The 14,771-nt window shown below is 34.4% G+C and carries 10 protein-coding genes; 2 read left to right on the top strand and 8 right to left on the bottom strand.

Annotation, left to right across the window (positions count from 1 at the left end):
* Position 1 precedes the first annotated feature (1 nt).
* The 8 genes from Q0893_RS02505 to Q0893_RS02470 all read right to left on the bottom strand — a co-directional run bounded on the left by Q0893_RS02505 (position 2) and on the right by Q0893_RS02470 (position 11,747).
* Entirely contained in the window at positions 2-2,368 is a 2,367-nt protein-coding gene (locus Q0893_RS02505) for a TonB-dependent receptor plug domain-containing protein (protein WP_298901124.1), read from the bottom strand.
* Complete coding sequence (locus tag Q0893_RS02500; RefSeq protein ID WP_299272255.1) at positions 2,365-3,276, bottom strand: FecR family protein; 912 nt, start codon at positions 3,274-3,276, stop codon at positions 2,365-2,367. Before Q0893_RS02500 ends, Q0893_RS02505 begins: the two co-directional genes overlap by 4 nt.
* Before the next feature lie 52 nt (positions 3,277-3,328).
* Positions 3,329-3,844: an RNA polymerase sigma factor gene (locus Q0893_RS02495; protein ID WP_298901126.1), complete on the bottom strand. Its 516-nt coding sequence runs from the start codon at positions 3,842-3,844 to the stop codon at positions 3,329-3,331.
* A gap of 387 nt (positions 3,845-4,231) precedes the next feature.
* Positions 4,232-4,750 (bottom strand): OmpH family outer membrane protein, encoded by a 519-nt coding sequence (locus Q0893_RS02490; RefSeq protein ID WP_299272253.1) that lies wholly within the window; start codon positions 4,748-4,750, stop codon positions 4,232-4,234.
* 219 nt (positions 4,751-4,969) lie between these two features.
* Positions 4,970-5,830 carry a class I SAM-dependent methyltransferase gene (locus Q0893_RS02485; protein WP_299272250.1) on the bottom strand — a complete coding sequence of 287 codons (861 nt, stop codon included), beginning with the start codon at positions 5,828-5,830 and terminating at the stop codon, positions 4,970-4,972.
* 68 nt (positions 5,831-5,898) lie between these two features.
* Entirely contained in the window at positions 5,899-7,770 is a 1,872-nt protein-coding gene (gene mnmG, locus Q0893_RS02480; RefSeq protein ID WP_299272249.1) for a tRNA uridine-5-carboxymethylaminomethyl(34) synthesis enzyme MnmG, read from the bottom strand.
* Between the two features lie 79 nt (positions 7,771-7,849).
* A complete protein-coding gene (gene ybeY, locus Q0893_RS02475; protein ID WP_298901131.1) occupies positions 7,850-8,260 on the bottom strand; it encodes an rRNA maturation RNase YbeY in 411 nt (136 codons plus the stop codon).
* Positions 8,253-11,747 carry a DUF4175 family protein gene (locus tag Q0893_RS02470; RefSeq protein WP_299272246.1) on the bottom strand — a complete coding sequence of 1,165 codons (3,495 nt, stop codon included), beginning with the start codon at positions 11,745-11,747 and terminating at the stop codon, positions 8,253-8,255. Before Q0893_RS02470 ends, ybeY begins: the two co-directional genes overlap by 8 nt.
* A gap of 121 nt (positions 11,748-11,868) precedes the next feature.
* Here Q0893_RS02470 and Q0893_RS02465 point away from each other — a divergent pair, with 121 nt between their 5' ends.
* Both Q0893_RS02465 and gltX read left to right on the top strand, forming a co-directional pair.
* Positions 11,869-12,909 (top strand): alkane 1-monooxygenase, encoded by a 1,041-nt coding sequence (locus tag Q0893_RS02465; protein WP_299272244.1) that lies wholly within the window; start codon positions 11,869-11,871, stop codon positions 12,907-12,909.
* 345 nt (positions 12,910-13,254) lie between these two features.
* Positions 13,255-14,766: a glutamate--tRNA ligase gene (gene gltX, locus Q0893_RS02460; protein WP_298901135.1), complete on the top strand. Its 1,512-nt coding sequence runs from the start codon at positions 13,255-13,257 to the stop codon at positions 14,764-14,766.
* Positions 14,767-14,771: the final 5 nt, after the last annotated feature.

The raw sequence follows: 14,771 nt of genomic DNA, 5'->3' as shown, positions 1-14,771 counted from the left end.
TCTAAAACTCCACTCTAAACACGAAGTTTGGTGTTAATCCAAATGAAATAAAATCAGATTCAACAACTTCATAATCTGGAGTAGCGCTGTCATCTAAAGGATCTCCTAAAAAGAACTGACGATACAGGACATTTTTTCGATCATATAGATTAATAACCGAAACTCCTACTTTACCTTTCCATCTACCATCTTTAGAAAACTTAAATTTATAGGTAGATGAGAAATCTAGTCTATGATAGGTAGGTAGGCGTTCATCATTGACATCTCCATAATTAAAAAATATAAAATTTTCGTCTGATGTTATCGATTCTAGAGCTCTATAGGGTCTACCTGTCCTAATTCTCCAGCCAAGAGATACTTCTAAGTTTTTCCAATTATAGGCATGCGACCAACTAAAATTATGAGTAATATCGTAATTACCAGGATAAGTCATATCCTCATTAAACTCCAGAGTATCAAAATTTAATTCCTGTATCGTAATATCATTGTTTAAAAAAGAATAGGCGATCCAAGTCCTATAATTGCCAATCCTTTTGTTAACTAATACATCCACTCCAAAAGCCTCGGTGCTTCCTGAAGTATAAAAAAAGGAAACATCTCTAAAACCTCTTGTATTTGTTGTAATTCCTTTTATACTTCTATAATATGCTTCAACATCTATATTCCATTTGTTTTTCTGGAATTCAAAACCTGCCGAAAATTGCTTACTTCGTTGAATAGGAATACTATCACCAGAAGCTAAAGTCCACACTTGATTTTCTAACCCAAAGCCTAAATTTGAAGACTGAAACTCTGTAACCTGACTTATAGCTTGTGTCTTTGCTTCTAAGGCTGCTTTTAATGTAATGTCGTTGGTGAGTTTTGTTTTCATCGCTAATCTAGGCTCCAAAAACATCTCATCGTCAACAGAATAGTGCGTTGCTCTTAAGCCTGCTATAACTTGATGTTTGTCGTTACTGTATTGATATTCAGAAAACAGCGTATGCGTATTATTAATTAAGGATAATGATTCTTCAAAAGGTACCTCATCAAACAACTCTTGAAAACTGTATAAAGAATAACTCACATCATTAGATGAAAATTGATATCCTCCGTTTATGCTATGTGATTCATTAAGTTTAATATTCGTTTCAATTGAAGCACCGAGCTCTTTAATTTCGTTTCTTTTTTCTCCTTCCTCAAAAAAGCCAAAAAATGTTTTCTCTCCAGAGTAGTCTAATTTAAAATTAGAGAAGAATGCTTCTGTTTTAAATGTTACGTTGTCATTCCATTGTCTATTCCATGTTAAGCTCGCTCCTCGGTTTTTTATATCTAGCCTATCTTGTGACGTTTCTACGTTATCTTCAAACCTAAATTCGTAATCCAAATTGTTGTTTGTATAAAGCGTGCTAAATGTTAGTTTGTCTTTTGGAGAAAGTTCGCTAATTATTTTGGCTGTATAATCAGCAAAATAAAAGGTATTATCAACACTTGAGTTTAGTTCATTTTCATCGATATAAGATCGTATATCTTGAAAAACACGATCAGAAAAATTACTAAAAGTTACGGTTTCAAAAACGTCAGTAAACGAGCGTCTCGCAGATATTACAAGTCCGATATTATCTGCTATTGGCGTTTTTACGTAAAAGTCTGCATGTGTAAAATTAGAACCAAAGCCTACTTTCAATTCTTTGGGTATATCGGGTGTAGAAGTAATATCAATAACACCAGATAAGGCGTTACCGTAGCGAGCTCTTGTTCCATTTTTTGTGAGATTAACCTCGTTAGTAACATATGGGTTAAATGCTGATAATATCCCAAAGAAGTGACCAGAATAGTACATTTTTATACCATCCCAAAGCACCAGGTTTTGATCTGGCGTTGCGCCTCTAATATATAGTCCAGATGCTGTTTCATCAGGGCTTTGCAAGCCTGGTAAAATTTGAAGACTTTGCAGAACATCAGGTTCAATTAAACCAGGTAATATCGCCAACTTATCAGGTGATACAGAAATGGACCCATCACTTTTTTTATTTATTCCAATGGTTGGGTATTCTAACAGGAAAACTTCGTCTAGTTCTTGTACGTCTGATAAGCTATTGTTACCAGCTCTAACTGTATAATAGCGATCAGTGATTTTTTTAAAACTAAGTTTTGATTGTGTGGTGATAGCTTGTAAGATGCCCTCTAAATCAATCTCGTTATCATTTAAAGTAATAAATTGATTGTCTAAAAGTTTGGTCTTAAAAGAAAACTTTACGGCATACTTAAGCTCAATGTCTTTTAATACATCTTCTAAAGGCGTTTTGTTATAGTTTACAGCTATATATTCTTGGGAGAATGCCGTAAACGAAAGCAATAGTATAACTATTAAAAATCTAAATTTCATTCGCTTTTAAAAAGAACAATCTTTTGTTCTTCCTCAAAAGTATATGAAATTTCCATAGCATCAAATAAAGTTTTTAACGCAGTATTAATATCGTCGTGTGTAAAGCTACCCGAAAAATGTTGGTTTTTGTCAATATCTTTGGTTACAAAAGTAACATTATATTGGTTTTGGAACGCTATAAGCACCTGAGTTAAAGGCGAATCAACAAAACTGCTTTCTCCTTGTATCCAAGATGGTTGTCCATTATTAAAACTCCATTTTTGAACTGCTCCGTTAGTGGTTCTAAAGCCCATCCCCTGTGTTAAAATCTCACCGTCTTGTCCAAATTTAGTCGCTTTTACTTTTCCTTCTGAACATTTTACTTCGAAAAAATCAGGCTGAACAGAAACATTAAACTTAGTTCCAAGTACCTCAACAGTACCTTCATTTGTTTTTACGATAAACGGAGTTCCTTTTTCAACTTCAAAAAATGCTTCTCCTGTAAGCTCTATCGTTCGGTCTTCTTCCCAAGTACGCTTTTTAAGTTCTAAAGTGGAGTTGGCATTAAGTCTAACATGAGAATTATCTGGCAAAGAAATGGCTAACTGTTCACCAAATCCTGTCTTATAAGTTGTTGTTGCATTCACAAAATAAAAATACCCTAACGTCACTAATAAAACTGCCGCTGCTCCATACATCCATTGTTTTAATTGTCTAACAGATGATCTTTTTGTGCTTTTTAAGTTCTGTATTTTGAAATACTCCTTTTCAATATCATAGTCTGGTGCGTTCAAATTATCAGTCGCATCTATGATTTTTTTATAGTCATCATAGGCATCAGATGACTTAAGCGCTTCCATCTCCTCATGAGATAACTCGCCATCAAGCCACTTCCTAATAATCTCCCCATTTGTAATATCGTTCTTCATTTTTAATTTCTTATTACTTTAGTAAAACCGTTATACCCTGTTTTACCCTACTTTATATGTGACTTATTTTTTTTCTTAGTGTTTCTAATGCTTGGCTCATTCGCTTTTCTACAGCCTTAACCGAGATCCCTAAGAGCTCTGAAATCTCTCTATATTTCTTCTTATCAATTCTGCTCAACAAAAATACAACGCGTTGTTTTTCTGGTAGATCTGCAATGGCCATATTCAATTTAGTAAGAAATTCTTTTTCCTCTAATACGAACTCCGGACTTTCATTTGTTTGTTGATTAACTATTGTCTTTTGATACTCCAGCACAACCTTTTTATGTGCCACCTGGTTTAAAAACGCATTATTAGCTAAGGTAAACATATAAGACTTCGCTTTTTCTAAAGCTACCTTAGCACAATTTTTCCATAGTTTTATAAACGTATCTTGTACAATATCTTCCGCTTGTTGAATATCACCACACTTATAATAAATGTAATTTCTGAAGACTTGAGAATGTGTTTTAAAAAACAGTTCGTAGGTTTTTTCATCACACATTGAGGTGTTCTTTATCGTAGCCATGTATTTGAAAAAGGATTTGGCCCTAAAACTATGAAAAAATACTTAAAATATAGGATGTTAGTTAAGTCAAACTCCAACGAAATTATTGTAATCAACATTAGACTTTATATAAAAATGAAAAAAAATGAAAAAAAAAGTAGGGTGTTTCATTTCTTAACTGTTTAACATTAATAACCATCAATTTTTAAACTCGTCTCAAGTTTACTAACAATATATAAAGCCATTTTTATGGCATTGACAAATTAGTCTTTTGGTTAGGATGAAAAAGGAAACACATATTTAGAGTTGGAAAAAAATTGTTATGAATTAGTTATCCTTTTTTAATAAAAAGAGAGGTGAATATCACCTCTCTTTTTTCTATTACATTGACAATTAGTGTTTTATAATTTATTTTTCATCTTTATTTTCTGCGTTTAATGCTTCTATAATTACTTCTGTAATGTCATTACCTTCAGCACCATACATGACACTTCCTGCATCATTTGCTCCTAAAATATAAGTATATCCATTGTTTTTTCCGTAGTCTTTTACAAATGCTTTTACTTGTTTAACAAGTGTATCAATCTCTTTTTGACCTTCTGCCTGTAAACTTTGCTCTTCTGCTCTCAATTGATAATCTTGCATCTGTTTCTTCTGAAGTAAGGCTTGGTATTCTGTTTCAGCCTTCTTTTTAGACATTGAAGCCGATTTTGCTTGAAACAATTGTGCTTCAATTTGAATAGCCTGCTGGAAACTATCCGCCTTTTTATTAAACTTCTCAATTTTAGCTTGAAATTTCTTTTCGAAATTCACCTTCTTATTAAACTTACTTACAACTTCTGCATTATCTACAAACGCAATTTTTTGTTGTTCTTGGCATGATACTAAAACAAGTACAAAAGCGAAGACGCTTATTATTTTTTTCATTTTGGATTGTGATTTAATTTTTTGCAAATGTATGAAAGTCGATGTGTTTTTTGAACAAAAACACTGCAATAAGTTTTTTTTATTGTTTTTTGGCTTTCTATTTCTAAAAACTATCAAAACTTAAGCCGTCAAACACACTTTAATACGCTTTAAATTTTCCAGACACCTAATTATAAAGCCAGAATATCTAAACACCTTTAAATCGTCTAAAAACACGTTTTAGCTCTTTTTTATAATATAAATCAAAGATGAGAACTCTCTTGAGCGTCTTGCTTTTATATTAGAGCGCAACCCTATCCAAAATGCCTTGACAGGATTCATTGATCCGTTTTTATATTTCTCTGAAAGTAGCGCAACATAAAAGGCGTCAAAAATCATTGGAACGGTTTTTATCACCTTCATATTTTTAAGCATGACCAATTTAGAAATGGCTGTTTTAGAAAAGTGCCATAAGTGTCTTGGAACATCAAACGCTGCCCAATAGTTTTTATAATATAAGGCGTCATAACTTTTAAAATTTGGAACAGCAATAACTAAACGTCCATTAGGTTTTAAAAGTGATTCAAATATAGCAATGTGATCTTCCAACTTAGGAAGGTGTTCCAATACATGCCACAATGTAATAACATCAAAACTATGAGGTTTAAGTTTTAACAACTGGTCCAAATCAAAAACACGGTCTTCCGTTTTTTTATTAGCAATAGTTCGAGCGTCTTCATTTGGTTCTATTCCGGTAACCTCCCATTGATTCTCTTTCGCTATTTTTAAAAAATCTCCTGTTCCACATCCAATATCTAAAAGTGTTTTTTTGTCTACATCAAAGGAATTAATCAACCTGAGTTTTCGTTTTAATGCTAAAGACTTCACAAAGTGATAGGCTTTTTCAAACAGATTTCGCTTCGCATCTGTGTGCGAAATATAATCTTCACTCTGGTAATAATACCCTAACTTTTCTTCTGAAGGCTGTGGAAATGTCTCTAACATATCCAGTTCTTTATTATATAATAACTGAAAATGCTCTCCAGAAACAGAGTGATCCTTAAGTTCTAAATATGTTTTGTTTTGAGTTTTATTCGTCACAAATTGTAGATTAAAAAAATTGCATTAGGCGAATGTTCCACGTGAAACATTAAACCGATATATTAATTTTATCGTCCCAAATATACCAACAACACCGATACATCTGCCGGTGATACACCACTAATTCTAGACGCTTGAGAAATGGTGACAGGCTGAATTTTTGTTAGCTTTTGAATAGCTTCAGTGCTCATAGATTTCAATCTTGTATAATCAAAATTAGAAGGAATTTTAACGTCCTCAAGCCTGTTTAGTTTATCGGCATTATTCTTTTCCTTTTCAATATAACCAGAATACTTTATTTGTATTTCAGTTTGCTCCAGTACTTCTCTATCCAATTCATGCTCGTTTATATAGCTTTCTACAGCCTCAAATTTCCGCATGTCATCAGTTGTAATATTGGGTCTAGAGAACAACTTAAACATCTTATCAGATTGTTTTACTAACGAGGAGTTTTTAGACTCTAGAACGGGATTTGCTTCTTCCGGTTTTACACTAGTCTTCCTAAAAAACTCAACAAAATTATCCGATTGCGCTTGCTTCTCTTCCATTCGTCGCAGTCGTTTCTCACTCGCTAAACCAAGCTCAAATCCTTTTGGTGTTAATCTAAAATCTGCATTATCTTGTCTCAATAATGTTCTATATTCCGCCCTTGAGGTAAACATTCGATATGGTTCTTCCGTTCCTTTTGTAATTAAATCATCTACCAAAACACCTATATAAGCTTCATTACGCTTCAATATAAATTCTTCTCTTTCTTGTACTTTTAGCGCTGCATTTATACCTGCCATTAGTCCTTGAGAAGCTGCTTCCTCATAACCCGTTGTTCCATTTATTTGACCAGCAAAAAACAAACCTTCCACCAGCTTTGTTTCTAAGGTGTGCTTTAATTGTGTTGGTGGAAAATAATCATATTCGATAGCATAACCCGGTCTAAAAAACTTCACGTTTTCAAAACCAACTACAGATTTTAATGCTTTGTATTGCACATCCTCAGGTAACGAGGTAGAGAATCCATTAACATAAACCTCAACAGTATTCCAGCCTTCAGGTTCTACAAACAATTGGTGTCTATCTTTATCTGCAAAACGATTTATCTTATCTTCAATAGACGGACAATATCTTGGTCCGATACTTTTGATTCTCCCATTAAACATTGGCGAGCGTTCAAACCCTTCTCGGAGTAAATCATGAACTTCCGGACTTGTATAAGTCATGTGGCAAGATCTCTGTTCGGTCAACGGCTTAATGTGTTCTAAATATGAAAACTTCTCAGGTCGTTCGTCGCCAGGTTGTTCAATCATTTTTGAAAAATCTAAGGAGCGACCATCCACTCTAGGTGGTGTTCCTGTTTTCATTCGTCCAGAATCAAAACCTAAATCAATAAGTTGTTCGGTAATTCCTGTTGCGGCACGTTCACCTGCTCTACCACCACCAAAGTTCTTGTCTCCTATATGAATTAAACCATTCAAAAAAGTGCCATTGGTTAAGACAACAGTCTTAGCTTTTACTTCAATTCCTAATGACGTTTTAACACCAACAACCTTATTGTTCTTAACAATAAGTCCAGACACCATTTCCTGATAAAAATCTAGATTTTGTGTTTGCTCCAATAATAGGCGCCAATCCTCAGCAAAGCGCATTCTATCACTTTGCACTCTAGGGCTCCACATAGCAGGGCCTTTAGATTTGTTAAGCATTTTAAACTGAATGGCAGACGTATCACTAACGATGCCGCTATAACCACCAAGCGCATCAATTTCCCTAACAATTTGACCCTTAGCAATACCTCCCATCGCAGGATTGCATGACATTTGAGCAATGTTTTGCAAATTCATGGTAATGAGTAAGGTTTTACTACCCATATTGGCAGCAGCAGCAGCGGCTTCACTTCCAGCGTGACCGCCACCAACAACTATGACATCATATACTTCGTTAAACATAATTTATCGTATTGTTCCACGTGGAACATTAAGGGTTCAAAAATTTCAGTTTGCAAATATACGTCTAAATACTAATATATTAACCACGCGTACCTAAGTAGTAATTTTCTTTAGATCTCATCTCTTGGGCATCATCATCAGTTTTGTCTTTGTATCCACAATAATGCAACACACCATGAATCATAACTCGAGCGAGTTCCTCGGAAAAACTAACACCAAAATCTTTGGCATTATCTTTAACCCTTTCTATAGAAATATAAATATCTCCATGTAGCTCTTTTCCGACGGAATAATCGAAACTAATAATGTCCGTTAAGGTATCATGATCAAGGTATTGAACATTTAGCCGATGCAAGTAATCATCATCACAGAAGATATAATTGATCTCGCCCTCCTTGCAATCTTCGTTAAAAATAGTGTTTGAAATCCATTCTGAAACATTCCCTTCCGTCTCTAGCTGAAAATCTGTTTCGTAGTTAAAACTAATCATTTGCCTTTTTAAAATACTCTTGAACTTTCTTTTTATAAATCTGCTGCAAAGGTAATGCTTGACGATTTAAAATTTCAGTAGTATTAAAATATTCCTTGGCTTTAGGTATTTGATTTGGCGTTGTATTGTCATAGGTCTTGTTATTTGTTTCAGATTTACGCTTGTTATCCTGACCTTGCATAAACGTTGCATTCTCTAATTTTAACAACTGATGCTGCAAATCCATCATCTTTTGAAGTGTTTGATTGGTAAAACCTTTATTAATCAAATCCAGTTCAATCTCTTCCATTTGCTTTAATAATTCTCCACCTAAACCTTTTTTTCCTTCTTTACCTAATCTATTCTCAAGAGCCTGTCGTAACTGCTGTTGTCTTTGGTAGATCTCATACAGTTCTCCATTAATGTCTTCGCTATTTCCCTCTCCTTCTCCTTCTCCTTCTCCTTGACCTTCTCCATCACCTTGTTGCTTCCCTTCTTTTCCATCCTTACCATTTTTACCATCCTTAGGGTTTCCGTTTTCGCCATCTTGCTCGTTTTGACCTTCGCCTTGCTCTCCATTTTCCCCTTCTTTAGGTTTCTTTCCTTTGTCCCCTTTCTTCATGCCTTCTTCCATTTTCTTATTGAGCTCTTCCTGGCTCATAATAATATCTGGAAGCTGCTCGCCCTGACCTTGCCCTTGACCCATTGAAGGGTTCATTTGCATGTTCATATTATCTAAGACATCACTTAAAAAACTAGCAAGTTCATTAATTGATGTAATGGTATACTGTTGAGATGATATTCCTTGATATATCTGATTTTCAGATAATTGCGACATGGATTTATCTATATTATAAAACACATTGGTAATTTGGGCATTAACCTGCTCTGAAATAGCCGGCTGTCGCAATGATAAAGCAAATAGGCTATCATCAACATGCTCAAAATGTTCTCTTAGGTTGTACTGTTTCCTCAAGAATTTACCATACTCATTATGATTCACCTCTATGCTCTTAAATTGGTTCATTAGGTTTTCCTGATCAAAGGAAAATAATACCAAGTTATCTAGAATTTGTCGCAAAACATCAATATCTTCTTGCATCTGTTCTCCGCCTCCCATTTGCATACCTTGTGCCATTTTCTGGCTCATCTGTTTCATTTTTTGAGCAGCTTGTTTTTGCTTCTTCTTCGCTTTTTGCTGTGAAGGTTGTTCTTCTTGCGGCTCCTGAGGCTCATTTTGCTCTTGTTCTTCGCCTTGTTCTTGTGGCTCCTGAGATTCTTCCTGTTCGTCTTTTTGTTTTTGCTCTTCTAAAGCCTCTGTAGCTTCTTTTTGGTCTTGCTTTATAGATTCTTCTGTTGGCTTATCTTGAGGTAAGTCCATTGGTTTTTGAAGTTCCTGATTTTCTTTTTCCAGATCTTCCATTTCTTTCTGGAAGTCTTCAAATTTTTCATTCAACTTTTCTTGCTCCTCTTTAGTGTTGTTCTCTTTCGATTCCTCAGATAACTTCTCCTGTTCCTCTGCAAGATCTTCAAGAGCCTTCATTAATTTCTCGGCTTTTTTAGCCACATAAAAGCGCTTGGTTAATTCTAGTAATTGCTTTAAACTTTTTTCTTTGTTTTTGTTTTGTTTCGCTAACTGTTCGAGTTTTTGAGTAAATTCTTCCTTGTTAATTTTATCCTTCATTTTCTCCAACTCCTCTAATAGTTTTTCATCTTTTTTGAGTTGTTGCTCATTCTCTTCTAAACGCTTCTGTAAATCCTCTTTAAACTGATCTTTTTCTTTGTCTTCATTTTGGAATTCTTCAATATTCTCTTTTAATTTCTTATTGAAGTTTTTCATAAGTTGCTCTTGCTCCTTCTGACGCTTCAAAAAATTCTCAAATTTCTTCTTATCGTTAAAATTTAATTCTTTCTTTTCCTTTTGAGTTTTTGATAACTCTTTTAGTTCCTTATCCTGTTCTTTTAGTTTGTCGAACGTTTTGCTTATATCTTTTATCGTTTCATTTTGCTCCTGAAGTTGTTTCTGTTCTTCCTCGTCTTTGGTTAATTTTCTATAACTAAATACCGAGCTTTTAGAACTTTTAAAACGATGTAATGCATCATTATCAAATACCTGAAAGTACAACTCATAATCCACACCTTCCTTTAGGTTAAGCTGATTAGGGAAAGCACTTACAAACTCATCGAAATTAGATTTAGAGACATCCATAATTTCGAATGACTTATCATCTGGATTTTCACTTGGATAATATACCATTTGAAGCTTGCTTAGGCCATAATCATCACTCACTTGACCGAAAAAATAAAGGGTTTGATTGTCTAGGGAATCCTTTTCCATTTTTACGTTCATCTCTGGATAGCTATCCTTAATAACATTAATTGAAAATGCCAGATTCTCATAATCTTTTAGCTGTTCGTTGCTAGTACTAATACTATAATCGGTGTTGCTAAATATACGTTTGCTTGCCTCAAATTTTCCCTCGGAAATAGGCTCAAACATGAGGGTGTCTTTCGAATAAAAAACAACATCATCAGTAGATTTCGTGTTTACCTTCCAGGTCACGTTAGTACCTTCAGGGATTGTAGAATTTCCAGTGCTTTTTAATACCTCATCTTGCTTTTTGGTATAGGCTGGATAATCAAGTACCATTTCAAAATTCACCAATGTAGGTACTTTTATAATATCTAAATTATACAGCTTTGATGTCACATCATTTGCAGATAAATTAAATGTCAACCCCTCTTTCGGTTGCGCAAAAACATACTCAAATTGACCTGGCGACTTTTGCTGCATAAAAAACGATTGTCCATTAAAATGAATCTGCGCGTTTTCAGGGATAATATCGCCTGCTGTATTCACAACAACCTTAAAGTCTTTATTTTCTATTGCCTTTAATTTCTCATTAACCACAAAAAACTGAAATGGTGCTGGTGGTTCGTACGCTGTACTATAATTTACAACGCGTTCATAGCTGTCGTTAAACCAATCCATTTTTCCAGTAAGTACAGACAGTAATAAAATCACAACAGGAATTGCAGCATACTTCAAATACTTTGTGTTTTTCTTAAAGTTTACAGCAAGTTTGAAAGGTATAGGGCTTAATTCTGCCGATTTCTGTTCAATACCAGCTTCTAATAATTCCGATTGTTGATTATTTTGATTTAACTGAAGAACGTTTAGCAGCTTATCATTCACTTCAGGAAAATGATTTCCTATAATTTGTGAGGCATCTTCGTAATCAATCCCTTTTTGGAGTTTAAATAATTTTGCCAAAGGAAATGCGATAAACTTAGCAAATAAAGCTAGTTCAACACTAACAAAAACCCAGAATAAAATGGTTCTTGCCGTTGGATTAAGCCATAAAAAATATTCAATTAGCAAAGTAACAATCAAGTATAGGAGCCCGATTGCAAAAAATAAAATAGCGCCTTTCAATAATTCGTTAGTGTAGTAACGTCTTATAAATTGCTCTAATTTGCTCTGTATTTGATTAAAATTACTTGCCATACTGATAATTAACTCACTAATCTACAATTTTATTTTAAACGGTAAATGCCTAAATTTGGTAAGATTCTGTTAATTTCGAGGAGTTGTGTTAAAATTAAGACCAAGTAAAACCTAAATTTAGATGAAAGACCTCAAATATCTCGCAGCTTTTTCGGTTCCTTTAGTGGCTTTTATAAGCCTTTATTTTAAAGGGTATTTCACCTATCTTACTCCTATTTATGCATTTGCAATAATTCCGTTGTTAGAGTTGATATTTCCGATTGACACTAAAAACCTCAGCGACGATGAAGCCGATCATAAATTGAAACGACAAATCTTCGATTGGCTGTTATACCTTAATCTTCCCATAGTTTATGGGCTTGTCATCTTTGGTGTATACGAGGTCTCTACCTCAGCAATTGAAACCTATGAATTGGTAGGCATGATATTGTCTCTAGGCATCGTTCTAGGCGTTAATGGGATTAACGTTGCTCATGAGTTAGGCCACAGGCAAAACACCAAAGAGCGCTTTATAGGTAAGGCCTTGCTCCTTCCTTCTCAATACATGCATTTTTATATCGAACATAATTTTGGTCATCATTTGCACGCGGCAACTCCAGAAGATCCTGCCACTGCAAAATACAACCAGACCGTGTATTCGTTTTGGTTTACATCTACGTTTAGGCAGTATGTAAGTTCATGGCGCATTCAAAAAAAGTTACTTCATAACAATAATGAAGCCTTCTTTTCAGTAAAAAATGACATGTTGTGGTATGTTGTGTTTCAAATAAGTTACCTCCTTTTGGTCTTCTTTGTCTTTGGCGTTAATGGTCTTGTTTTTGCATTTAGTGCGGCCGTTGTAGGGTTTTTATTATTAGAAACCGTTAATTATATAGAGCACTATGGGCTGATGCGGCTCAAAACAAAATTGGGTCGTTACGAACGCGTTAAAGAAATGCACTCTTGGAATTCCAATCATGTGATTGGTAGAATTGTCTTATACGAGCTCACCAGACATAGCGATCATCATTTTAAATCCTCAAAAAAATATCAAGTTTTAGATTGCCATGATGAGAGTCCTCAAATGCCTTATGGTTATCCAACATCTATGGTGTTGTCTATGATTCCGCCTTTGTGGTTTCGTATCATGAATAAGCGCGTGCCTAAGGAAATGGTTGCTTAAAAATTTGATTTTTCAATACAGCATTTTAAACTGATTAAAATAATTTTTTAGCGCTATAAATGAGAAGTATTGCGGCAGCTAATGTTATGATAAAATAATACAAATTATTTAAGTTTAAATGATTGTCTGTCACGTATTTGGTCACAAAAAACAACAGAAATATAACGGATAAAAAAAATAAAATATACCCTATGCTTGATAAAATGTATGGAAGCAGTTTTTTCATTAAACAAATATAAACAAACGCATAAAACAACTCGATTCTCTTGAAATAATTAGACTCTACTCTATTTTTTTTGTTCTCTAATCTTATCAATCTATCTTTGCACTCTTAAATTTAAGATAATGACCAAACCCGTTCGTGTGCGATTTGCACCTAGTCCTACAGGACCATTACATATTGGAGGCGTTAGAACAGCGCTATTTAACTACCTATTTGCGAAAAAACATAATGGTACGTTTGTACTTCGTATTGAAGATACAGATCAAAACCGTTATGTAGAAGGTGCAGAAGATTATATAGTAGAGTCTTTACATTGGTGTGGGATTCCTTTTGATGAAGGAGTTGAGAAAAATGAAAAATTTGGTCCTTACAGACAAAGCGAACGTAAGCACTTATACAAACAATATGCAGATGAATTGATTGCTAAAGGTCATGCCTACTATGCTTTTGATACATCTGAAGAATTAGATGCTCACAGAAAAGATCATGAGGCCAACGGTAAAACCTTTATCTATAACTGGCATAATAGATTAAAACTAAGTAACTCATTAGCCCTTTCTGAAAGTGATGTTAAAGCAAGGTTAGAGGCTGGTGACGATTATGTGATTCGATTTAAATCACCTCAAGACGAAACATTACACCTCAACGATATTATTAGAGGCGCTATTAAAATCGACACCAATGTTTTAGATGACAAAGTCTTGTTTAAAAGTGATGGTATGCCAACCTATCACTTAGCTAATATTGTTGATGATCATTTAATGGAAATCTCTCATGTGATTCGAGGCGAAGAATGGTTACCTTCTTTGGCACTTCATTATCAGCTTTACGCTGCTTTTGGCTGGGATGCTCCAGAATTTGCACATTTACCATTAATTTTAAAACCTACTGGTAAAGGAAAATTAAGTAAGCGCGATGGCGATAAATTAGGCTTTCCTGTATTTCCTTTAGAGTGGACAGACCCTAAATCTGGCGACATTTCAAAAGGCTATAGAGAAGATGGCTATTTTGCAGATGCTATGGTTAATTTTTTGGCGTTTTTAGGATGGAATCCAGGTACAGAACAAGAAATTTTTAGCTTAGACGACCTTATTAGCGCTTTCGACTTGGATCGCGTTAATAAAGCGGGAGCTCGTTTTGATCCTGATAAAATTAAGTGGTTTAATCATCACTACATGCAGGCTCAAGATAATTATAGTTTAGCTGTAGCTTTTCAAAATTCTACAGAAGCATTATCAAGTATTGATACTCAATATATCGAAATGGTCATTGCTTTAATTAAAGAGCGTGCAACTTTTGTTAGTGATTTTTGGAATTTAAGTCATTTCTTCTTTGTTGCGCCTTCAACATACGATGAAAAAGCCTCTAAAAAGGCTATAAAAGAGGGTACAGGCGATATTCTAACCAAAGTTAAGGACTTGGTTAATAGTGTTGATGATTTCAGTGTAGAAGAACTTCAAAATACAATTAAAGGATGGATAACGTCTAATGAGATTGGCTTTGGAAAAGTAATGATGCCATTGCGTCTAGCACTTGTTGGAGCTTTACAGGGTCCAGATGTGTTTGATATCATGTACATGATTGGTAAAGCAGAAACTGTGAAACGTATAGATCATTTAATCGCTACGGCATAAGTTTA

The sequence above is a fragment of the uncultured Psychroserpens sp. genome (assembly GCF_947494225.1).
GTDB lineage: Bacteria > Bacteroidota > Bacteroidia > Flavobacteriales > Flavobacteriaceae > Psychroserpens.
Note: the sequence above shows the minus strand (reverse complement) of the source record. Positions and strands in the feature narration are given on the sequence as shown.